Source organism: Aquabacterium sp. (assembly GCF_044226965.1).
Classification (GTDB): Bacteria; Pseudomonadota; Gammaproteobacteria; order Burkholderiales; family Burkholderiaceae_C; genus Pseudaquabacterium.
This window is the reverse complement of record NZ_JBGAGA010000095.1, coordinates 1-21,042: the sequence shown is the minus strand read 5'-3', so window position 1 is coordinate 21,042 and position 21,042 is coordinate 1. Positions and strand designations below refer to the sequence as shown.

Sequence of the window (21,042 nt, the reverse complement as noted above, 5' to 3'; positions counted from 1 at the left end):
GCCCATGCCCCATCAAGTCGCCGACCTGCGCGAACTGCGCCGCCACCTGCGGCCCGAGGAACTGCCGCCGTGGCGCGCCGCGCTGGTGCAGCGCGAGCTCAACGGCGGCAAGGCCTCGATCGACGAACTCGCGCGGCTGGCCGACCGACCCGAGGTCACGACGCTCACCGTCAGCGGCCTGGAGCCGAAGACGCTGGAGTTCCTGTGCAGCCGCTTCGGCCAGCAGCTCACCGCGATCCACTTCTGGAAGTGCCCGCGCCTGCCCGACCTGAGCCCGCTGGAGCAGATGCCGCGGCTCACGCAACTGGCCTTCTACTGGAACCAGAAGGCCACGCGGCTGTGGGACTTCCGCAAGACGCCGGCGCTGCGTGGCCTGCAGTTCGACGACTTCGGCAAGCTCGAACGGCTGGATGACCTGGCCCGCGCGGCATCGCTGGACACGCTGGTGTTCGGCAACGCGGTGTGGAACAAGTTCAGCTGCGCATCGCTGGAACCGCTGGCAGGGCTGCGCGGCCTGAAGGTGCTGGCCTTCAATGCCAAGGCCATCGGCGACGGTCGGCTGGCGCCGCTGGCCGCGCTGACCGGCCTGGCCGAACTCGACTTCCCGTCGAACCTGTTCCGCACCGAGCAGCTGGCCTGGCTGCGTGCGCAGTTGCCGGCCACGGTAAGCACCAGCGTGCTGCAGGCCTGGCGCCCGCTCAGGCAGCCGCTCACTTTGCGCGGCAGATCGCTCGACGTGCTGCTATGCGGCAAGGGCAAGCCCTTCCTGTCCTCCACCGCCGACGCCGCCCGCATCGCCCGCCATGTCGCCGAGTTCGACGCACTGGTGCAGCGCTACGCCGGCAGCGGCGAACCCGAACCGGTCTGATTGCCACGCCATGCGCACGTTGCAAGCCGATGGCCTGATCCTCGAACCGCTGGTCGAAGCCCACGCGGCGGCGATGTTCGAGCTGCTCTGCGACCCCGCGATCTATGAATTCGAGAACGGCCCGCCGGCCTCGGCCGAGGCGCTGGCGCAGCGCTACCGCCGGCTGGAGAGCCGGCGCTCGCCCGATGGCCGCGAGCAGTGGCTGAACTGGGTGATCCGCCTGCCCTCGGGCGAACTGGCCGGCTATGTGCAGGCCACCGTGGGGGCCGACGGCCGCGCCTGGGTGGCCTACGAGCTGGCCAGCCGCCATTGGCGCCAGGGCATCGCGCGGCGCGCGGTGAATGCGATGATGGACGAGCTGATTGCACGCTATCAGGTCACCCGCCTGGTCGCGGTGTTCAAGACCGCCAACTTCCGCTCGCGCGGGCTGCTGCAGCGGCTGGGCTTCTGCGCCACGCCGGCGCCCGGCCAGCCCGCCGAGTCCTGCGACACTGACGAATCCGTGATGGTCCGCCCCGGCATGATCCCCGTGCTCGACACCCCGCGCCTGCGCCTGCTGCCGCCCAGCGCCGCCTGCGACGCGCTGTACCAGCGCTTCTACACCGACGCCGCCGCCTCGGCGACCTATGGCGGGCCCCTGACGCCGGGCGCCGCCTGGGCCCGCTTGGCGGCCGACCTCGGCAGCTGGCACCTGCAGGGCTTCGGCGTCTGGGTGATCGAACAGCGCGAGACCGGCGCGCTCCTGGGCACCTGCGGCTTCTGGCAGGGCCGGGGCTGGCCGCGCGAACTGACCTGGTGGTTGCTGCCCGAAGCCCGCGGCCAGGGCTACGCGCTGGAAGCCTCGCGCGCCGCGGTGGCCCATGCCTGCCGCGTGTTCGGCTGGCCCGCGGTGGAGACCACCATGAACGATGCCAACACCGCGGCCCGCGCACTGGTGCTGCGCCTGGGCGGCGAACCGATCGGCCGCCGCAGCTTCCCGGACGGGCTCGAGCGCGACCTGTTCCGCATTCCGGACACGGCGCCATGACGGCAACGCCCGCGCCGCCCGCGCACTGCCTGAACTGCGAGCAGCCCTTCGGCGTGCCGCGGCCGCACTACTGCCCGGCCTGCGGCCAGGAAACCAACATCCGGCCGCCGACGGTGGGCGAATTCATCCAGCAGTTCGGCGGCAGCTACATCGCGGTGGAAGGGGCGCTGTGGCGATCGCTGAAGCTGCTGCTGCTCAAGCCCGGGCAGCTGACGCGCGAATACCTCGACGGCCGGCGCCGCCGCTACGTGCTGCCGCTGCGGCTGTACCTGACGATCAGCGTGCTGGCGCTGCTGGCCATCCGGCTGGGCGCGCAGTTCGAGATCCGCTCCGAAGCCAACGGCCCGCCCATCACCGCCGAGCAGCTGGCCAGCGGCATGGCCGACGTGGTCGTCATCGATGCCGGCTCTCACCGGGCCGGACTGGACCATGGCCGCTTCTTCTGCGAAGGCCTGCCGCACTGGGTGTGCCAGCGCCTGCAGCGCAAGCTGGACGTCTCGCCGCAGGCGCTGGCCGCCGAGATGCGTGCGCTGCCCGAGCAGCTGGTGCAGCGCTTCGGCAGCGCGATGTTCTTCATGGTGCCGCTGTTCGCGCTGGGCATGAAGCTGCTGTACCTGAACCGCCGCATGCGCTACACCGAGCACCTGGTCTACGCGCTGCACCTGCATGCGTTCTGGTTCATCGCGCTGGCGCTCACGGTGGTGCCGGCCAAGCCGGCCTCGGACATCGCGGTGCTGGCGATCCCGGTCTACGCCTTCCTCGCCGAACGCCGCGTGTACCGCGGCCGCTGGTGGACCACGCTGCTGCGCGAGTGCGTGCTGTCGGCCAGCTACTTCACCGCGCTGACGCTGGCGCTGATCGTCGTGCTGACCTGGGTCATCCTCGGGTGAGCCGCCCACTTTGAACACCCGGAGCCTGCCATGTCCGACCGCATCGCCACCCGCCTGCAGGCCCTGGGCCTGAGCCTGCCCGCCCCGCTGCAGCTGCCGCCCGGCGCCACGCTGCCGTTCCCCTGGGTGCGCGTCGTCGGCCCGCGCGCGCTGATCTCCGGCCACGGCCCGACCGAGGCCGACGGCCGCCTCGCGCAGCCGCTGGGCAAGGTGGGGGCGCAGGTCACGCCCGAGCAAGCCTACACGGCCGCGCGCCTCACCGGCCTGGCCATCCTGGGCAGCCTGCAGCGCGAGCTGGGCAGCCTGGACCGCATCGTCGCCTGGGTGCGCATCTTCGGCATGGTCAATTCGGCGCCCGGCTTCAACCGCCAGCCGGCCGTCATCAACGGCTTCACCGACCTGATCCTCGAGGTGTTCGGCCCCGACGCCGGCGCCCATGCCCGCAGCGCGGTGGGCCTGGCCGAGCTGCCGTTCGACATTCCGGTGGAGATCGAAGGCGAAGTCCTGCTGGGCTGATCGGCAGCCGGGCGGGCGCTAAAGTGCAGTGTTCCTTCCCGCCCGCGATGCCCCATGGCCCTGCACACCTGGTTGATCTACTTCGTGGCCGCGCTCGGCCTGTCACTCTCGCCGGGGCCGAACGGCCTGCTGGCGCTGACGCACGGCGCGCTGCATGGCCGGCGCAAGACGCTGTTCACGATCGCCGGCGGCGCGGTCGGCTTCATCGTGCTGATCGGGCTGTCGATGTTCGGCATCGGCGCGCTGCTGCAGGCGTCGCTCACCTGGCTGACGGTGCTGAAGTGGGTCGGCGGCGGCTACCTGGTGTGGCTGGGCGTCCAGGTCTGGCGCGCGCCGCCGATCGGCCTTGACCTGCCGCACGAAGCCGTGCCCGCGCGCGGCGGGCAGCTGTTCCGCCAGGGCGCGCTGTCGGCGCTGACCAACCCCAAGGGCATCCTGTTCTTCGCCGCCTTCCTGCCGCAGTTCATCGACCCCGCCGGCAGCCTGCTGCTGCAGTTCGCGATCATGGCCGGCACCTTCGCGCTGATCGAGATCGCCACCGAACTGGTCATCGCCAGCATGGCCTCGCGCATCAGCCCGTGGCTCAAGCGCGTCGGCAAGCGCTTCAACCAGGCCTGCGGCGGCGTGTTCATCGCGATCGGCGTGGCGCTGCCGCTGCGCAGCTGACGCCTGGCGCGGCCCGGACGGCCCGGACGGACCGGGCGTTCTGGGGGGGCTGACGCCGCCTCGGCCGCCGTGGCTTCATACTGTTGCCCCATTCGACGCCGCCAGCCCGATGACAAGTCGCTGCCGCAGGTGATCACCGTGAACAAGATGCCGCTGCTGATGCAGAAGTCCATCGCGCTGGGCCAGGAGCAGATGAAGGTGCTGCTGCCCAAGATGATGGCCATCCTGCAGAAGGGCGCGCAGGAAACGAAGTAGGCCCGCCACCATGTCCGACCTGCCCGCGCTGCCGGCCACGCCCTTGGGGCGCTATCGCCACTACAAGAACCTGGACTACGAAGTGCTCGGCGTCGTGCGCCACAGCGAGACGCTGGAGCCGCTGGTGCTGTACCGCGCGCTGTACGGCGAGCGCGGCACCTGGGTGCGGCCGCACGCCATGTTCTTCGAGCAGGTGCAGGTCGACGGCCGCTGGCGGCCGCGCTTCGAGTTCATCGGCAGCTGAACCGCCGGCGCCCGGCAACACACCATGGCCAAGTCCACACTCGTCAGCATCGTCATCACCGCCGTCGTGGTCGCCGGCGCCTTCGTGCTGAACCCCTCGCCCGAGCAGCACCGCGAGAAGATCCGCCAGGCCGTTGCCGAGCGCAGCCCGCTGGCCGGCGTGCTCGGCATCGGCGCGCTCACCGCCTTCGCGTCCACCTATCACCCATTGGGCGTGGCCTCGTACACCACGGTGAAGGACCGGGTGGTCTCGGTCGGCGCCTTCGGCATCGTGTGGGTGCTGCAGCCTTCCGACAAGCAGTGAACCCTCCGCCCGCCGCCAGCTCACCCTGGCCGCCCGGGCGCCGCGCGCTGCTGGCCAGCTTCCTGCTCGCGCTGCTGTTGATGGGGGGCGGCATGTTCACGATGGGCCTGCCCGGCTACGCACTCTTCGTGGCGGGGGACTGGCCCTTCGGCCACCGCCTGCGGCCGCTGCACGGCGACCAGCTGCTGACGCTGGCCTTCCTGATGAACCTGGCCTGGCCGCCGGTGCTGCCGCTGGCCCAATGGCTGGCCGGCCGCTGGCTGCGCCAGGCCGGTCCCTCGCCCGGCGGCGGCCGCCGCGCCGCGTCCTGGGCGCTGCAGGCGCTGCTGCTGGGCGGCTGGGCGGTGCTGCTGGCCACGATGCTGCACGCGCTGGCCGCACGACCGGATGCCGCCTGAACGGTGAGCCGACCACCCACGATGACCCCGACCCCACCGCCCCCCTTCCCCACGCTGAGCACCGCACGCCTGCGGCTGCGCGAGATCACCGAGGCCGACGCACCGGCGCTGCTGGCCCTGCATGGCGATGCCGACCTGATGCGCTGGTTCGGCGTCGACCCGCTGCCCGACCTGGCCGCGGCGCAGGCCCTGGTGCGTACCTTCGCCGGCTGGCGTGCCGCGGCCAACCCCGGCGTGCGCTGGGGCCTGGAGCGCCATGACCAGCCCGGCCTGATCGGCAGCCTGGGGCTGTTTGCCTGGAACCGGAACTGGCGCAAGTGCACGCTGGGCTACGAACTGGCGCGCGCGGCGCAGGGCCAGGGCCTGATGCACGAGGCCTTGCGCACGGCGGTCGCCTGGGGCTTCGCGCAGATGGCGCTGAACCGCATCGAGGCACAGGTGCATCCGGACAACGCGGCCTCGATCCGCTCGGTGCAGCGGCTGGGCTTCGTGCCCGAAGGCCGCCTGCGGCAGCTGGGCTTCTGGGGCGGGCAGTACCACGACATGCTGCAGTTCGGCCTGCTGCGCAGCGACTGGGACGCTTCACTACACTGAGCCGCATGCCCATTGCCGTCGCCATCGAATCCCCCGACCAGCCCGACGTGCGCCAGCTCATCGCCGAGCTCGACGCCTACCAGGGCGCGCTGTACCCGCCCGAGAGCAACCACGGCATCGACGTGCAGGCGCTGATGCGCCCGCAGGTGCTGTTCGCGGTGGCGCGCGACGAGGCCGGCGCCGCGGTGGGTTGCGGCGCCATCGTGCTGGCGGCCGACCACGGCGAGTTGAAGCGCATGTACGTGAAGCCCGCGCAGCGCGGCCGCAACATCGCCGCGCAGGTCCTGCAGTTCCTGGAGGCCCAGGTGCGGGCCCGTGGGCTGCCGCAGGTGCTGCTGGAAACCGGCCCCTACCAGCCCGAGGCGCTGCGCTTCTACGAGAAGAGCGGCTACACCCGCCGCGGCCCCTTTGCCGACTACTGGAACGACCCGCTCAGCGTGTTCATGGAGAAGACGCTGGCGCCTGCCTGAGATGCGACGATGACCCTGCGCGTGCAGCCGCTGACCCCCGAGCGCTGGCCCGACCTGGAAGCGGTGTTCAATGCCCGCGGCTGCGCGGTGGCGCGCAGCTGCTGGTGCATGTACTACCGCGAAAGCGGCGCGCAGCCGCCGCGGCCACCGGGCCAGTCGCTGCCGCAGGCGCGGCGCGAACGCATGAAGGCCCTCGTCGAGGCCGGCCCGCCGCCGGGGCTCATCGGCTACCGCGCCGCCAAGCCGGTGGGCTGGATTGCGCTGGGCCCGCGCGAGCACTTCGCCAAGCTGCAGAAGTCGCCGGTGATGAAGCCGGTGGACGCGCAGCCGGTGTGGTCGATCATCTGCTTCGTGGTGCCGGCCGAGCACCGCCGCCAGGGCGTGGCCGCCGCGCTGCTGCAGGCGGCGGTGGCCTGGGCCAGGCGCCAGGGCGCCACGCTGCTGGAAGCCTACCCGGTGGACAAGCCCGGGCCGGCAGCCGGCCGCTCACTTGGGAAGTCATCACGATGATCTCGATCCGCGAACTCGATCACCTGGTGCTGCGCGTCACCGACCTGGCGGCGATGCGCCGCTTCTACTGCGAGGTGCTGGGCTGCAGCGTCGAGCGCGATGTCGCGTCGATCGGCCTGCTGCAGCTGCGCGCCGGCCGCTCGATGATCGACCTGGTGCCGGTGGACGGCCAGCTCGGCCGCGCCGGTGGCGCCGCGCCGGGCCACGAGGGCCGCAACCTCGACCATTTCTGCGTCCGCGTCGAGCCCTTCGACGAAGCCGCGATCCGCGCCCACCTGGCCGCCCACGGCGTCGAAGCCGGCCCGGTGGCGCAGCGCTACGGCGCCGAGGGCGATGGCCCGTCGATCTACCTGAGCGACCCCGAGGGCAACGTGGTCGAGCTCAAGGGCCCGCCCGACGCTGCCGCCGCGGCCGGCTGAGCGCGGCCCAGGTCTTCGAGGATGCTGCAGTCCTGCGCCGGCCCGCCGGCGCAGGCGGCCTCGCAGCCGCCCACGATGCCGGCCATGCTGTGTTCCAGCGCACGCAGCTCGGCCAGCTGGCGGCGCACCGTGGCCAGGTGCCGGGCGGCGATGTCGCGCGCCTCGACGCAGGGCCGATCGGGGCGGTCCAGCAGGCCCACCAGTTCGCGCACCTGTTCGATCGAGAAGCCGAAGTCGCGGCAGCGGCGGATGAAGCGCAGCCGCTGCAGCGCGGCCGGGCCGTAGTGGCGCTGGCCGCCTTCGCTGCGGGGCGCCGCGGGCAGCAGGCCGATCTGTTCGTAGTAGCGCACGGTCGGCACCGACAGGCCGACGCGCCGCGCCGCCACGCCGATGGGCACCTTCACCGGTGTCCGATCGCCCTGCTTCATCCGCACCTCCTGGCAGCCCCAGGCCGCCGGCGGGTGCGATGCTAGCGGCAAGCGCAGCCGCCCACCGCGCAGGACGGTGCGGCGCGCCGCCGCTGCCAGGCGCGCCAGCCCCAGGCGGCCGCCAAGGCCAGGACCAGCAGGCCGGCGATCAGCCACTCGCCGACGCCAGGCCCCATGGCCAGCAAGCCGCCCAGCAGGCCGACCCCGCCCACTGCCGCGGCCAGCAGCGGCAAGGCACAGCAGGCCGCGCAGGCGCCCGCCAACCCCAGCAGCAGGCCGAGGCCCGTCTTCATCTTCATCACGCGTGTCCTTCCGGGTCAACGGGTCCATCACCCGCCCCGGCACGCTAAGACCTCAAGCCACTGGAGGGTCAAGGCCTTGCCCGCAGAATGCATCGCTTCTGCCCGACGCCATCTCGACGACACCGTGACCGACCTCTCCCACTTCCCGATCACCCGCAAGTGGCCCGCGCGCCACCCCGACCGGCTGCAGCTGTACTCGCTGCCCACGCCCAATGGCGTGAAGGTCTCGATCATGCTGGAGGAAACCGGCCTGCCCTACGAGGTGCACCGCGTGGCCTTCGAGCACAACGAGCAGCTCTCGCCCGAGTTCCTGTCGCTGAACCCGAACAACAAGATCCCGGCGATCCTCGACCCCAACGGGCCGGGCGGCGCGCCGCTGCCACTGTGGGAATCGGGCGCGATCCTGATCTACCTGGCCGACAAGACCGGCCAGCTGCTGCCCGCCGAGCCCGCCGCGCGCTACGAGGCGATCCAGTGGCTGATGTTCCAGATGGGCGGCATCGGCCCGATGTTCGGCCAGGTCGGCTTCTTCCACAAGTTCGCCGGCAAGGACTACGAAGACAAGCGCCCGCGCGACCGCTACGTCGCCGAAGCCAGGCGCCTGCTGGCGGTGCTGGAACAGCGCATGAGCGGCCCTGGCAGCTCCCGGTCATGGCTGATGGGCGACGACTACAGCATCGCCGACATCGCCACCTGGCCCTGGGTCAACAACCTGGTCGGCTTCTATGGTGCGGCGGACCTGGTGGGCTTCAGCGAATTCCCGCAGGTGCAGCGCACGCTGGCGGCGTTCAAGGACCGGCCGGCGGTGCAGCGCGGCCTGAACATCCCGCCGCGGCCGGGCGGTTGATCGACGCTGCCAGAGGCTGAACGCCGCCAGCGCTGGCGCCCGCCGGAGCGCCGATTCAGCGCGGCGCCAGCAGGCCCATCAAGCGCTGGATGTCGGCCTGGCAGGCCTGCGCGGCCTGCTGCTCGATGCGGCGGTACAGCGCAATCAGCTGCAGCCCGGCGTCGGTCAGCGCACTGCCGCCGCCATGCGGGCCGCCCTTGGCCGAGTCCACCGCCGGCGCGCGCAGCGAGCGGTTCAGCTCGTCCAGCAGCAGCCAGGCGCGGCGGTACGACATGTCCAGGCGCTTCGCCGCGTTGGTGATCGAGCCGGTCTCGGCAATCGCCTCCAGCAGCGCGATCTTGCCCGGCCCCACCGCGATCACGTCACCCACGGTGATGCGCATGCGAAAGCGCAGCTGCGGCTGGCTGCGGCGGCTGGCCGCAGCCGGTGCGGGGGTGCGCGCGGGCGTCTTCTTCGTCACCATCGTCGGGCAAGCATAGTCCAGCGCCGGCCGGCGCCGCGCGCACGGACGAGCGGTGACAACCGTGTCACCCGTCGCGACTACACTGCGCCCACTTCACCGACGGAGGGATGTTCATGGAGTCAGCCCTGGGTGGCGCCGCCGAGGCGCGCAGCGTGGATGCGGGCCGCGGCCTGTCGTGGTGGAGCGAGGGCTGGACCCTGTTCACCCGCAATGCCGGCATGTGGATCGTGCTGAGCCTGGTCCTGCTGGTGATCAGCATCGTGCTCAGCGTCATCCCCATCATCGGCGGGCTGGCGCTGGCGGTGCTGTTCCCGGTGTTCATGGGCGGCTGGATGATGGCCGCGGCCAAGCAGGAAGCCGGCGGTGCGCTGGAGGTCGGCGACCTGTTCCTCGGCTTCAAGGACAAGCTTTCGCCGCTGGCGGTGATCGGTGCGCTGACGCTGGTGGCCAGCATCATCATCATGATCATCGTCTGGGTGCTCGGCCTCGGCGCGTTCTTCGGCATCCTCGCCGGCGGCTCGCGCGGCAGCGGTGGCGGCATCATCGCCGGGCTGCTGTCGGGCCTGGTCGCGATCGTGCTGTGCCTGGGCGTGGGCTTCATCTTCGGCATGGCGCTGTGGTTCGCGCCGGCGCTGGTGGTGTTCGATGACGTCGCGCCGGTCGACGCGATGAAGGCCAGCTTCGCCGCCAGCCTGAAGAACATCGTCGCCTTCGTGCTGTTCGGCGTGATCTACATCGTGCTGTCGATCGTCGCGTCGATCCCCTTCGGCCTGGGCTGGATCGTGCTGATCCCGGTGCTGCTGCTCACCGCCTACACGTCCTACAAAGACGTCTTTGCACGCTAGTCTTGCGCGTTAGGCGCCATGCCGGCCCGCGCCGGCCGTGAAGCGCGCGGCGCCGCCGGCCGTCTCGCCCGAGGCCAGCGTGTCCTGGCCCTGGCGCAGCTCGAAGCGCATCGCCGCGTCGCTGTCCAGGTCCCATTGGCGGATGGCCGACAGCCGGTCGTTGCGCAGGCAGCGCTGCGGCAGCCGTGCCAGGTCCTGCGCCAGCGCGATGGCTGCCGCCTGCGCCTGGCCGTCGGGCACCACGCGGTCGACCAGGCCCCAGCGCAGGGCCTCTTCGGCGTCCACCGCGCGGCCGGTCAGGATCATGTCCATCGCCCGCCCGTGGCCGATCAGCCGCGGCAGCCGCACCGTGCCCAGGTCGACCAGCGGCACGCCGAAGCGGCGGCAGAACACGCCCAACTGGGCACTGGCCGCGGCCACCCGCAGGTCGCACCAGATCGCCAGCTCCAGCCCGCCGGCCACCGCGAAGCCTTCGATCGCGGCGATCACCGGCTTGCTCATCAGCCGCCGTGTCGGCCCCATCGGGCCCGGGCCCTCCTCGCTCAGCCCGGGCCGGTCGCCTGCGGCGAGGGCCTTCAGGTCGGCGCCGGCGCAGAAGTGCCCGCCGCTGCCGGCGAACACCGCCACCGCGGCACGCTCGTCGCGGTCGAAGGCCTCGAAGGCCGCGAGCAGCGCGGCCGCGGTGGCGCTGTCCACCGCATTGCGGCGTTCGGGCCGGTTCAGCGTGATGCACCAGACCTCGGGCGACGGGGTGTCGATGAGCACGGTGTTCGAAGACGGCGGCATTCGGAGCCTCACGCACAAGACGATGCCACGAGCATAGGCGCCGCCCGCGTGTTCGGCGATGATCGCGATCCCTCGATCCACCGCCGCCACTGTCGATGACCGAAGCCCGCCCCGCGCCCGCCGGCGATGTCGACTACCAGCAGTTCGGCCAGGGCTATGCCCGCCAGGTGATCGCGGTCGAGCGCCGCCGCTACCCGCCGATCGAGCGCCTGGCCGCCGGCCTGGGCGGCACGGTGACCGTCACCGAGGTGCCGATCCCGATCGATTGCGTCGACGGCTTCGGCGAGGCCTTCTACGCACGCCCCGAGGCCTTGCTCGACCCCGCGGTGCGGCGCTCGCAGTCGGCCTGGAGCTTCGTGCCCGACGGGGTGCAGGCGCGCACCGTGCAGCAGCTGCAGGCCGCGCTGGCCTCCGGCGAGTGGGACCGCCGCTTCGGCGACTGGCGCCGGCGGCCGAGCTTCAACGGTTCGCTGCGGCTGCTGGCGAGCACCGGCCGCTAGCGCCTAAAGCGCGCGGCCGCGGCCCAGGCGCTTGGCTTCGTAGAGCTGGCGGTCGGCAGCGGCCAGCAGCGCGGCCGGCTCGTCGCCGCCGCGCGGCACCAGCGCCGCGGTGCCCAGGCTCAGCGTCACCACCTCGGCCGCGGCCGAATGGCCATGCGGGATGGCCAGGGCGCGCACGGCCTGCTCGATGCGGCGCGCCACGTCCAGCGCGCCGGCGGCATCGGTCTCGGGCAGCAGGCAGGCGAATTCCTCTCCGCCATAGCGCGCGGCCATGTCGCCCGGCCGCGCCAGCAGCGCGCCGATCTGCTGCGCCACGCGGCGCAGGGTCTCGTCGCCGGCCTGGTGGCCGTGGTGGTCGTTGTAGGCCTTGAACTGGTCGATGTCGGCCAGGATCAGCGCCAGCGGCTGCTGCTGGCGCAGCGCCCTCTGCCACTCGGTGGCCAGGCGTTCGTCGAAGCTGCGGCGGTTGTGCAGGCCGGTCAGGCCGTCGACGAAGGCCATTTCGCGCAGCAGGTCGGACTGGCGCTTGAGCGTCAGGTGCGTGCGCACCCGTGCCCGCACCACGGCCACGTTGATCGGCTTGGTGATGAAGTCCACCGCGCCGACATCGAGCCCGCGGGTCTCGGACGCCTCGTCGCTGTGGCCGGTGACGAAGATCACCGGGATGTCGTGCGTGCCGGGCTCGGCCTTGAGCCGCCGGCAGACCTCGAAGCCATCGATGCCGGGCATCACGATGTCCAGCAGCACCAGGTCGGGCGACTTGTCGCGGCACAGCTGCAGCGCCTGCTCGCCCTGCGTGGCCACCAGCACCTGGTGGTCGGCCTGCAGCGCCTGGTACAGCGCCTGCACGTTGGCCGGCTGGTCGTCGACCACCAGCACGCGCGGGCGGCGCGCGCCGGGGCCGAAGGTGGCTTCGATCGTCATGCCGCCTGCACCTGGGCCAGCTGGCCGGCCAGGCGTTCGCAGGCGGCCAGTGCGCCATCGAAGTCCAGCGCGGTCATCGCGTCGGACAGGGGCCGCAGCGCCGCAGCCCAGGTGGCCTCGTGCGCCTGCATCAGCTCGGCAAAGCAGTCGGTGGCCGCCATGTCGTGCTCGCGCAGCAGGGCCACCAGCGTCGGCAGGCGCTGCAGCAGCGCCTGCGCATCGGTCGCCGGGTCGGCCGAACGGCCGGCCGCGGCGTTCCCGGCGGCGGCCGTCGCGGCCTCGGCCAGGCCATCGGCCAGACGTGTCATCGCGCTGGCGGTCTGGCCGGCGAGCACCTGGATCGCCTCGGCCACGCCGGCATCGGCGTGCCCGTCGGCCAGGCGCCGCTCGGCCAGCGCGGCGGCCTCGGCCAGGCGTGCCGCGCCCAGCGTCGCGCTCATGCCCCTCAGGGTGTGCAGCAGGCGGCTGGCCTCGGCCGCATCGGCCTCAGCGGCAGCACCGGCCTCAGCGGCAGCAGCGGCGGCACCAGCAGCCGCGAGCTGCCGCGCAATGTCCCCGGCCTGCCGCGGCAGCTCGGCCGCGAACGCACGCGCGGTGCGCAGCCACACGTCGGCCCGGCCGCCCAGGCGGCGCACCGCGGCCTCCAGCTCGATGCCCAGCGCCTGCGCCTCGGCCACCAGCGGCGGCGGCAACGGTGCGCGCGCCGCACGCGGCGCGGCCGCGGCGTCCGCGGGCTGCGGCGGCACGGCCGGCCGCTGCACCAGGCGGCCGATCGTGGCGACCAGTTCGTCCAGGTCGAAGGGCTTGCCCACGTGGTCGTTCATGCCGGCGGCCAGGCTGGCATCGCGGTCGCTGGGCAGGGCATTGGCCGTCATCGCGACGATCGGCAGCGTGGCCAGGCCCAGGCGCTGGCGGATCTGCGTGGCGGCGGTGTAGCCGTCCATCACCGGCATCTGCAGGTCCATCAGCACCAGGTCGAAGGGCGGCTGGGCCTGCGCCACCGCGGCGACACCCTGCTCGCCGTCGGCGGCCACGCTGACCCGCGCGCCTTCGGCCTCCAGCAGCTCGCGCGCCACCTGCTGGTTGTTGGCGTTGTCTTCCACCACCAGCAGGCGCAGGCCGGCCAGGCGCGGCGTGGCCGGCGGCTGCGGCCGCTGGCGCCGGGCCTCGGCCCCCACCGGCCGCTGCGCGGCGAGCACCGCTTCCTGCAGCATCGCGGCGGTGACCGGCTTGACCAGGTAGCCGTCCAGCAGCGCCTGTTCGTCGGCCGGGCGCTGCGCCAGCTTCTCGCGGCCGTGCGCGGTGACCATCATCAGCAGCGGCGGCGTGCCGGACAGCCCGCGCAGGCGCTGCGTGGTCTGCCAGCCGTCGAGCCCCGGCATCAGCCAGTCGACGAACACGGCCTCGAAGGGCCGGCCCTCGCGCTGGCGCTGCGCCACCAGGGCCAGCGCGGCCTCGCCGCTGTCGGCCAGTTCCACCTGCCAGCCCAAGGCGCCGGCCATCGTCGCCAGCACCTCGCGGGCGGTCGGGTTGTCGTCGACCAGCAGCGCATGCAGAGGCCTCGCGCCACCGGTTGGCCGCTCTTTTCGCGTGTCAGCACCAGCCTCCGGGACCAGCGGCAGCTCGAGCTCGAAGCCGAAGCGGCTGCCCTCGCCCGGGGTGCTGGTCACGCCGATGCTGCCGCCCATCAGCGCCACCAGGCGCTGGCAGATCGACAGGCCGAGCCCGGTGCCGCCGAAGCGCCGAGTGGTCGAGGCTTCGGCCTGCGAGAAGCTCTGGAAGATGCGCTGCTGCTGCTCGGCCGAGATGCCGATGCCGGTGTCGCGCACCACGAAGCCGATGCGGCAGCGGTCCGCCTCGCGCGACAGCAGCCGCACCTGCAGCACCACCTCGCCGGCCTGCGTGAACTTGATGGCGTTGCCGGCCAGGTTCACCAGCACCTGCTGCAGCCGCATGTCGTCGCCCACCAGCGCCGGCGGCACCGCGGGATCGATGTCGAACAGCACCTCCACCGGCTTGCTGCCGAGGTTGTTGGACAGGATCACCGACAGGTCGCGCAGCAGCGCGTCGAGCTCGAAGGGCCGCGGGTCCAGCGCCATCTTGCCGGCCTCGATCTTGGAGAAGTCGAGGATGTCGTTGAGCAGGCCCAGCAGCGCATGCGCGGCGCGCTTGGTCTTGTCCGCGTAGTCGAACTGGCGCGGCGTCAACGTGGTGCGCTGCAGCAGCTCCAGCATGCCGAGGATGGCGTTCATCGGCGTGCGGATCTCGTGGCTCATGTTGGCCAGGAACTGGCTCTTGGCCAGCGAGGCGGCCTCGGCCGCTTCGGTGGCGCGCATCAGGTCGGTGATGTCGATGCGGAAGCCCACGGTGTGGCCGTCGGCCATGCGGCGCTCGACGATGCGCATCCAGCGCCCGTCGCCGAGCTGCTGCACCAGCGAGGTGTTCGCCGCGCGGTGCTGCGCCAGGCGTTCGGCCACCCATTCGTCGACGCGACCGATCGCCTCCTGGTACTGGCCGCGCTCGGCGCCGGTGCGGATGATGTGCTCGAAGGTGTTGCCCGGCACGATCAGGTCGGCCGAGGTCGCGTACATCTCGCGGTATTTGTCGTTGCAGAAGACCAGCCGGTCCTCGGGGTCGTAGAGCACGAAGGCCTCGTTCACCGCGTCGATCGCGCCGCGCAGCAGCGCCTCGGCGCGGCGCATCTCGCGCTCGGCGCGCTTGACCTGGCTGACGTCGGTGGCCATCGCGACGAAGCCCTGCACCCGGCCCTCGCGGATGTCGGGTGTCAGGTTGACGATGGCGTAGGAGCGCTGGCCGCTGATGCTGTCGCTCTCGATCTCGTAGGTCTGCGGCTCGCCGCGCAGCACGCCGGCCACGTGCACGCGCTGCGCCTGCCAGCGCTCGGCGCCCACCATCTGCTCGTAGGTCTGGCCCAGGTTGGCCTCGCCGCCGCCGAAGAAGGCCCAGGCCGCCTGGTTGGCGAAACGCAGCCGCGCCTCGCCGTCGAAGTAGGCCAGCCGCACCGGCGTGTTGCCGGTGACCAGGCGCATCAGGCGCTCGCTCTCGGCCACGGCGGCCTCGGCGCGGCGCCGTTCGGTGACGTCGATGTAGGTGCTGACCAGGCCGCCGCCGGGCATCGGCCAGCCGCGCGCTTCCAGTGCGACGCCGTTGGCGCGCACGCGCTCGTACTGGTGCGCCGCGCCACCGCGCATCAGCGCCAGGCGGGCCTGCACCAGGGGCTCGACCTCCCCGGGGCCGTATTCGCCGCGCGCGGCATTGAAGCGGATCAGCTGCTCGGCGGTGGGCTGCCGGCCTTCGAACAGCCAGTCCGGCAGGTCGAGCTGGCGGCGGAAGCGTTCGTTGTGCAGCACCACGCGCAGCTCGGCGTCGAACACGCACAGGCCGCAGGGCAGGTTGTCGAGGATGGCCTGCAGCAGCGTGTTGCTGCGGCGCAGCTCGGCCTCGGAATGCTTCAGCGCGCTGATGTCCAGCACCAGCGCGAAGTAGCCATGCACGGCGCCGTCGCGCTCGTCCGGGATCATGTGCGTGAGCTCGACGCCGGGCGTGCCGTCGGGCCGCGTGAATTCGGTCTCGAAGCTCAGCGTCTCGCCGCGCAGCGCGCGCGAGACGGCCCACTCGATCTCCTGCGCACGCTGCAGGCCCGCCACCTCGGCCGTGGTGCGCCCCAGGGAAGAAGCCAGGTCACCGCCGAAGCGCGTGAAGAAGGTGCGGTTGGCAAAGCGCAGCCGGCGCTGCGTGTCCCAGTAGGCCACGCGGCCGGGCAGGTGGTCGGCCACCAGCTGCATCTGGTGGGCGGCCTCGCGCGCCTGGGCCTCGGCCAGGCGCCGCTCGGTCACGTCCTGGTGCGTGCCGGCCACCCATTCGGGCCGGCCGTCCGGCGTGCGGGTGGAGATGCGGCCGCGCGTCTGCACCCACACCCAGTGGCCGTCGCGGTGGCGCATGCGCACCTCGGCCTCGTACGGCTCCACCTCGCCGGCCAGGTGGCGCAGCAGCTCGGCCTGCGCCCGCGGCAGGTCCTCCGGGTGCATCAGGCCGGACCAGGTCTCGTGGGTGATGGGCGCCAGCTCGGCCAGCGTCCAGCCCAGCATGCCGGCCCAGCGCTCGTTGAAGATCTGCTCGCGCGTCTGCACGTTCCATTCCCAGGTGCCCGCATCGGTGCCGCGCAGGATGGCGTCCAGGCGCTGGCGCTCGCGCGCGAGCTCGGCCGTCATGCGCTGGGCCAGCGCCTGCGCGCGCTGGTGGCTGGAAGCCAGCGCGCCGACCGACAGCGCCAGCAGCGCGCTCAGCAGCGCGCCGACGGCGGCCACATAGGCCAGGCCGTGCCGCTCGATGCCGGCTTCAAAGCTCGGCGTGGTGCTGACACGCAAGGTGAGCGTCCTGCCGCCGACCGTGAAAGACCGGTTGGCCTGGATCAGCCCGGCCGGCCGGCCGCCGGCGCGCGTGCCGTGCATGCGCAGCGCGGGGTCGGTGCCGGCGCCGTGGAACAGCTCGAAATCCAGCGCGCCGTCGGCCGCCTTGTCGACGCCGGCCAGCACGTCCTCGGCGAACAGCGGCGTGTAGCCCAGGCCGACCAGCGCCGCGCGGCGTTGCGCCGGGTCGCGCGGGTCGGCGCCGGGGCGGTAGATCGGCAGCAGCAGCAGGAAGCCGGGCGCGCGCCGGGCACCCTGCCCGAGCACGGTGTAGCCGGTCAGCGCCGGCTCGCCGGTGTCGACGGCGCGCTGCACCGCCTCCAGCCGCACCGGCTCGCTGCCCAGGTCGAAGCCGAGCGCCGCGAAGTTGGGTTGCAGCGGCTCGATGTACTTGATGACGTAGAGCTGGTTCGCGCCGCTGCTGCTGCGCACCTGGAAGTCGCTCAGGCCTTCGGCGCGCGCGGCGGCCTCGAAACGCGGCAGGTCGGCGCGCAGCACGGGCTCGATGAAACCGAAGCCGCGCACGCCGGGAAAGTCCTGCTGCAGGTTGCGCGACTCGACATAGGCGCGGAACTGTTCGCGGCTGATCGGGTGGGCCGCGGCATACAGCGCCCGCGCGCCCTTCAGTCCGGCCAGCGGCTGGCGGAAGCGGCGCTCGATCTCGGCCTGCAGACGGTCGGCGTGGCGGTCGAAGCGCTGCTGGCTGTCCTGGTCGATCGTGGCCTTCACGTAGCCCAGCGCCAGCACGGTGAGCAGCAGGCCCGCCGCGGCGGCCAGCGCGGCCAACCACAACGCACGCCCGCGCCAGCGCAGCAGTCGCGGCAGCCGGGTCCAGGCTGGGGGCCGGGAGGCGCGCAGACGGGTCGGGTCGAGGCCGGTGGTCTTCATCGGTACTGCAGCACGCGCGCGCAGCCTCCGGGCGGCGCCGGACCCCGCCGCCTGCAGCGGCCGGGCCCGATTACAATTTCTGCAGATTGTGCTCAATCGGCCGTTTCGGGGTCGCAGGAATTACCCGGCAATCCCGGCGCTGCTCGACCGTGCCGCGCCGGCGCTTCTGCCACACTGGCCGCTGCCTCGTCGCTCCCGAAGCCCGCTTCCGTTACCTGCTGCCGGTGCCATGCCTCTGACGCCCGAGACCACCAAGGTGCTGCTGATCGACGACCATCAGCTCACCCGCTCGTTGCTGCGCGGGCTGCTGAAGAACGAGGGCTACCACCAGTTCCGCGAGGCGGCCGACGCGCCCTCGGGCCTGAAGATCGCCACCCACTTCAGCCCCGACCTGGTGTGCCTGGACGTGCAGATGCCCGGCAAGACCGGTCTGGACATGCTGGCCGAGCTGAGGGAAGCGGTGCCGCATGCGGTGATCCTGATGGTGACCGCGCAGAACGACCGCGACACCGTGGTGGCCTGCATCAACGCCGGCGCGCACGGCTACATCGTCAAGCCCTTCAACGCGCTGACGATCATCAAGGTGATCGAGGGCGCGCTGGCCAAGCGCGGGCTGCTGGCCGCGCCGGCGGCGGGTGCGCCGGCCCGGAAGTAGGCAGTCGCTGGCACGCTAGAAGAGCGGCCGCAGGCCGTCCCACACCAGCTTGCATGACACGCCCAGCAGCGTGAGCTGCACGAAGCGGAAGAACCACTGGTCGGCGATGCGCTGGGTGGCCCAGGCGCCGACCACCGTGCCGATCAGCGCCGCCGGCAGCAGCACCGCGGCCGCGCGCAGGTCGTCCAGCGAATACGGCCGCAGTTGCATGTAGGGCGGCAGCTTGGCCAGGTTGATGGCCGCGAACAGCAGCGTCGAGGTGCCGGCGAACACCGGCTTGCTCAGCCGCTGCGGCAGCACGTAGATCTGGAACGGCGGCGAGCCGGCATGCGAGACGAAGCTGGTGAAGCCCGACAGGCTGCCCCAGAACACGCCGGCCGGCACCGAGGCCGGCCGCGGCTCGCCGGCGCCGGGCGCGCGCCGCAGCCGCGGGCCGAGCCAGGTGTTGAGGCAGAAGCCCAGCCCCATCAGCCCGACCAGCAGGCCCACCGCGCGGTCGCTCAGGCGGGCGGCGTAGAGCCAGCCGATGAAGATGCCGATGAACGCCGCCGGGATCAGGATCTGCAGGTTGCGCTTGCTGAAGTGGCGGCGGTACAGCCAGATGCCGACCATGTCGCTGGCGATGTAGATCGGCAGCAGCAGCGCGGCGGCCTTCACCGGCGAGATCTTCAGCGCCAGCAGCGGCACCGCGAGGATGCCCACCGCCGGCAGGCCCCCCTTGCTCAGGCCCACCAGCAGCGAGGCCAGGCTGGCGATGATCAGGAACGACAGGTCGGGCATGGGGCAGCGCGCCGCTTCAATGCCGGCCCAGCAGCGCCGGCAGCGAGGCCGCCAGCATCGCGACGCCCGAGGCGGTGAGCAGCAGCAGCACGATGCGCCGGGCCGTCAGCTCGCTCAGGCCCATGTGCACGCGCGCGCCCAGCAGCGAGGGCAGCGCCATCGTCGGCGCGATGACCAGGAACAGCGGCAGCATGTCGCGCGTGACGGTGCCGCTGCCGACCTGCACCGCGAAGGTCAGTGCCAGCGCGGCGAGGTTGAAGTTCTGCACGATCTCGCGCTGCACGGTCTTGTCCAGGCCGCGCAGCGTGCACCACAGCGCCGGCGCCACGCCGGTGAAGCCGCCGATGCCGCCCATCGCGCCGCCGATCACGCCTACCACGCCGTCCGCCGCGCGACCTCCGAACGTGAAGCGCGGCAGGCGCGCGGCCAGCAGCATCAGCGGGCAGAACACCACCAGGATGCCGCCGATCAGCGCCTTGAACAGCTTCGGGTCGACCACCTTCACCAGCAGCACGCCCAGCGGAATGCCCAGCAGCCCGCCGACGAGGAACGGCGCCAGCACCGCCAGCTGCGGCTTGCGCCGGCTGGCCACCGCCGCGACGATCTGGCCGGTGAGGCCACCGAACACCGCCATCACCGGCGCGATGCGCGGGTCCACGCCCCAGACCCAGATCGACATCGCGACCATGCTGAACGCGAAGCCCGACAGCCCCTGCACGAAGCCGGCGACAGCGGCGCCGGTGATCAACAACAGCAGGGCATCAAAAGGCATGGCGGGGCGGCGGCAAAGCCGTGGATTCTGCCGCCTGGCGGGCTTCCGCACGGGCCACGGGGCTTCGGCGCGACGGTGCCGCCGGTCCCGGCAGCCGTCGAATGACGCGTCTTTACTGCGTTAGCATCCGACGCGGCGCGCCGCGCGCAGCTCGGTCCAGATCACCACCGCCAGCCCGGCCAGCACCATCAGCAGGCCGGCGAAGGCGCTGGGCCGCGGATGCTCGCCGACCACCACGACCGCCAGCACGAACGCGGTGATCGGCTCGCCCAGCGCCAGCGTCACCGCGGTGCTGGCGGCGATGTGGCGCTGCGCGTGGCTGAACAGCAGGTAGGCCACGCCGGTGGTCACCACGCCCAGGTACACCAGCACGGCCGTGCCGCCGGCGCCGGTGCTGCCCAGGTGCAGCGGCCCGGCGATCAGCAGCGCCAGCGGCGCCGCAATCAGCGCCGCGGTGCCGAACACCGCGCAAGTGGCCACCGCCGGCGCCACCTGGTTGACCAGGCGCTTGTTCACCAGCACGTAGGCCGCGTAGCTGAAGCCGGCCGCCAGGCACAGCACGATGCCTTGCGGCCGCACCTGCAAGCCACCCTCGGCCACGCCGACCAGCAAGGCACCGCCGGCCACCGCCAGCACGGTGCCGCACCACCACGGCAGCGCCGGCGCGCGGCGGCTGACCCAGGTGTCCAGCAGGCCGGCCCAGATCGGCCCGCTGCCGATGGCCACCGCCGTGCCCACCGCGATGCCGCTGCTCTTCACCCCGGCAAAGAAGGCCAGGTTGTAGCCCGCCATGCACAGCCCGCCCAGCAGCACGGCCGGCCACGACAGGCGCGCGGCGCTGGCGCGCCAGGTCACGCCCTGCACGCGCAGCAGCAGCAGGAAGAACAGGCCGGCCACCACCAGCCGCAGCGCCCCGACCCAGTAGGCCGAAAGCCCGGCCGGCGCCAGGCTCTGCGCGGTGCCGGTGGTGCCCCACAGCATCGCGGCCAGCAGCGCCATCAGCACGCCGGCCGACGGGTGGGTGGCGGGACGCGCAGCGGTGCTCGGGGGCATGACGACAGAATGGCTGGCAGCAGGGGACATGGGCCGCGAGCGTAGCCGCGACGCGGGCGCGCCGTCTTGACCGGGCCGACGCCGGTTTTGACCGCCCCTGCCGGCGCGCGCTACGGCCCGGCCCCGCGCGCCGCGCGGCGCAGCGCGGCCGGCGTCTGGCCCCAGCGCCGGCGCATCGCGCGCGTCAGGGCGGACTGCTCGGAATAGCC

At 72.5% G+C, this 21,042-nt stretch carries 25 protein-coding genes; 16 read left to right on the top strand and 9 right to left on the bottom strand.

The window, feature by feature from the left end; all coding sequences use genetic code 11:
- From ACILR4_RS26660 to ACILR4_RS26605, 12 genes are all read left to right on the top strand, one after another.
- Positions 1 to 868: hypothetical protein (locus ACILR4_RS26660; protein WP_395703933.1), on the top strand; the 868-nt coding region annotated here is incomplete at its 5' end.
- A 10-nt stretch (positions 869 to 878) separates the two neighbouring features.
- Positions 879 to 1,895 (top strand): GNAT family N-acetyltransferase, encoded by a 1,017-nt coding sequence (locus tag ACILR4_RS26655; protein WP_395703932.1) that lies wholly within the window; start codon positions 879 to 881, stop codon positions 1,893 to 1,895.
- A complete protein-coding gene (locus ACILR4_RS26650; RefSeq protein ID WP_395703931.1) occupies positions 1,892 to 2,785 on the top strand; it encodes a DUF3667 domain-containing protein in 894 nt (297 codons plus the stop codon). Before ACILR4_RS26655 ends, ACILR4_RS26650 begins: the two co-directional genes overlap by 4 nt.
- A 30-nt stretch (positions 2,786 to 2,815) precedes the next feature.
- Complete coding sequence (locus ACILR4_RS26645) at positions 2,816 to 3,301, top strand: RidA family protein (protein WP_395703930.1); 486 nt, start codon at positions 2,816 to 2,818, stop codon at positions 3,299 to 3,301.
- Between the two features lie 54 nt (positions 3,302 to 3,355).
- Complete coding sequence (locus tag ACILR4_RS26640; protein ID WP_395703929.1) at positions 3,356 to 3,967, top strand: LysE family translocator; 612 nt, start codon at positions 3,356 to 3,358, stop codon at positions 3,965 to 3,967.
- Between the two features lie 265 nt (positions 3,968 to 4,232).
- Positions 4,233 to 4,466 (top strand): DUF1653 domain-containing protein, encoded by a 234-nt coding sequence (locus tag ACILR4_RS26635; protein ID WP_395703928.1) that lies wholly within the window; start codon positions 4,233 to 4,235, stop codon positions 4,464 to 4,466.
- Between the two features lie 24 nt (positions 4,467 to 4,490).
- The gene (locus ACILR4_RS26630) at positions 4,491 to 4,769 is read left to right on the top strand and encodes a hypothetical protein (protein ID WP_395703927.1); all 279 of its coding nucleotides are present in this window, start codon (positions 4,491 to 4,493) and stop codon (positions 4,767 to 4,769) included.
- Positions 4,766 to 5,167, top strand: coding sequence for a hypothetical protein (locus tag ACILR4_RS26625; RefSeq protein WP_395703926.1), 402 nt, complete (start codon positions 4,766 to 4,768; stop codon positions 5,165 to 5,167). Before ACILR4_RS26630 ends, ACILR4_RS26625 begins: the two co-directional genes overlap by 4 nt.
- Positions 5,168 to 5,188: 21 nt before the next feature.
- Positions 5,189 to 5,761: a GNAT family N-acetyltransferase gene (locus tag ACILR4_RS26620; protein ID WP_395703925.1), complete on the top strand. Its 573-nt coding sequence runs from the start codon at positions 5,189 to 5,191 to the stop codon at positions 5,759 to 5,761.
- 5 nt (positions 5,762 to 5,766) lie between these two features.
- Positions 5,767 to 6,231: a GNAT family N-acetyltransferase gene (locus ACILR4_RS26615; protein ID WP_395703924.1), complete on the top strand. Its 465-nt coding sequence runs from the start codon at positions 5,767 to 5,769 to the stop codon at positions 6,229 to 6,231.
- Between the two features lie 9 nt (positions 6,232 to 6,240).
- Positions 6,241 to 6,741, top strand: a complete 501-nt coding sequence (locus ACILR4_RS26610) for a GNAT family N-acetyltransferase (protein WP_395703923.1) — start codon at positions 6,241 to 6,243, stop codon at positions 6,739 to 6,741.
- The gene (locus tag ACILR4_RS26605; protein WP_395703922.1) at positions 6,738 to 7,160 is read left to right on the top strand and encodes a VOC family protein; all 423 of its coding nucleotides are present in this window, start codon (positions 6,738 to 6,740) and stop codon (positions 7,158 to 7,160) included. Before ACILR4_RS26610 ends, ACILR4_RS26605 begins: the two co-directional genes overlap by 4 nt.
- Here ACILR4_RS26605 and ACILR4_RS26600 read toward each other — a convergent pair.
- Positions 7,088 to 7,588, bottom strand: a complete 501-nt coding sequence (locus ACILR4_RS26600; RefSeq protein WP_395703921.1) for a helix-turn-helix domain-containing protein — start codon at positions 7,586 to 7,588, stop codon at positions 7,088 to 7,090. The genes ACILR4_RS26605 and ACILR4_RS26600 overlap by 73 nt on opposite strands.
- 41 nt (positions 7,589 to 7,629) lie before the next feature.
- Positions 7,630 to 7,887 (bottom strand): hypothetical protein, encoded by a 258-nt coding sequence (locus ACILR4_RS26595; protein WP_395703920.1) that lies wholly within the window; start codon positions 7,885 to 7,887, stop codon positions 7,630 to 7,632.
- A 127-nt stretch (positions 7,888 to 8,014) separates the two neighbouring features.
- On the opposite strand from ACILR4_RS26595, the gene ACILR4_RS26590 reads away from it, so the two are divergent.
- Positions 8,015 to 8,737, top strand: a complete 723-nt coding sequence (locus ACILR4_RS26590; RefSeq protein ID WP_395703919.1) for a glutathione S-transferase N-terminal domain-containing protein — start codon at positions 8,015 to 8,017, stop codon at positions 8,735 to 8,737.
- A 55-nt stretch (positions 8,738 to 8,792) separates the two neighbouring features.
- Here the strand turns inward: ACILR4_RS26590 and ACILR4_RS26585 are convergent, their stop codons facing one another.
- Positions 8,793 to 9,200, bottom strand: a complete 408-nt coding sequence (locus ACILR4_RS26585; protein WP_395703918.1) for a winged helix-turn-helix domain-containing protein — start codon at positions 9,198 to 9,200, stop codon at positions 8,793 to 8,795.
- A 113-nt stretch (positions 9,201 to 9,313) separates the two neighbouring features.
- On the opposite strand from ACILR4_RS26585, the gene ACILR4_RS26580 reads away from it, so the two are divergent.
- The gene (locus ACILR4_RS26580; RefSeq protein WP_395703917.1) at positions 9,314 to 10,045 is read left to right on the top strand and encodes a BPSS1780 family membrane protein; all 732 of its coding nucleotides are present in this window, start codon (positions 9,314 to 9,316) and stop codon (positions 10,043 to 10,045) included.
- Positions 10,046 to 10,054: 9 nt separating this feature from the next.
- On the opposite strand, the gene ACILR4_RS26575 is transcribed toward ACILR4_RS26580, so the two are convergent.
- Positions 10,055 to 10,831 (bottom strand): crotonase/enoyl-CoA hydratase family protein, encoded by a 777-nt coding sequence (locus tag ACILR4_RS26575; RefSeq protein ID WP_395703916.1) that lies wholly within the window; start codon positions 10,829 to 10,831, stop codon positions 10,055 to 10,057.
- A 95-nt stretch (positions 10,832 to 10,926) separates the two neighbouring features.
- Between ACILR4_RS26575 and ACILR4_RS26570 the strand changes: the two genes are divergently transcribed.
- Positions 10,927 to 11,331 carry a hypothetical protein gene (locus tag ACILR4_RS26570; RefSeq protein ID WP_395703915.1) on the top strand — a complete coding sequence of 135 codons (405 nt, stop codon included), beginning with the start codon at positions 10,927 to 10,929 and terminating at the stop codon, positions 11,329 to 11,331.
- Between the two features lie 3 nt (positions 11,332 to 11,334).
- Here ACILR4_RS26570 and ACILR4_RS26565 read toward each other — a convergent pair whose 3' ends face one another.
- Together ACILR4_RS26565 and ACILR4_RS26560 are read right to left on the bottom strand one after the other, a co-directional pair.
- The gene (locus ACILR4_RS26565) at positions 11,335 to 12,255 is read right to left on the bottom strand and encodes a diguanylate cyclase domain-containing protein (protein ID WP_395703914.1); all 921 of its coding nucleotides are present in this window, start codon (positions 12,253 to 12,255) and stop codon (positions 11,335 to 11,337) included.
- A complete protein-coding gene (locus ACILR4_RS26560) occupies positions 12,252 to 17,573 on the bottom strand; it encodes a PAS-domain containing protein (protein ID WP_395703913.1) in 5,322 nt (1,773 codons plus the stop codon). The genes ACILR4_RS26565 and ACILR4_RS26560 overlap by 4 nt, the downstream gene beginning before the upstream one ends.
- Before the next feature lie 229 nt (positions 17,574 to 17,802).
- Between ACILR4_RS26560 and ACILR4_RS26555 the strand changes: the two genes are divergently transcribed.
- Positions 17,803 to 18,228 (top strand): response regulator, encoded by a 426-nt coding sequence (locus ACILR4_RS26555; protein WP_395703912.1) that lies wholly within the window; start codon positions 17,803 to 17,805, stop codon positions 18,226 to 18,228.
- 15 nt (positions 18,229 to 18,243) lie between these two features.
- Here the strand turns inward: ACILR4_RS26555 and ACILR4_RS26550 are convergent, their stop codons facing one another.
- The 3 genes from ACILR4_RS26550 to ACILR4_RS26540 form a co-directional block, all read right to left on the bottom strand.
- Positions 18,244 to 19,008: a sulfite exporter TauE/SafE family protein gene (locus ACILR4_RS26550; protein WP_395703911.1), complete on the bottom strand. Its 765-nt coding sequence runs from the start codon at positions 19,006 to 19,008 to the stop codon at positions 18,244 to 18,246.
- A gap of 16 nt (positions 19,009 to 19,024) precedes the next feature.
- The gene (locus ACILR4_RS26545; RefSeq protein WP_395703910.1) at positions 19,025 to 19,780 is read right to left on the bottom strand and encodes a TSUP family transporter; all 756 of its coding nucleotides are present in this window, start codon (positions 19,778 to 19,780) and stop codon (positions 19,025 to 19,027) included.
- 120 nt (positions 19,781 to 19,900) lie between these two features.
- Positions 19,901 to 20,833 (bottom strand): DMT family transporter, encoded by a 933-nt coding sequence (locus tag ACILR4_RS26540; RefSeq protein ID WP_395703909.1) that lies wholly within the window; start codon positions 20,831 to 20,833, stop codon positions 19,901 to 19,903.
- Positions 20,834 to 21,042: the final 209 nt, after the last annotated feature.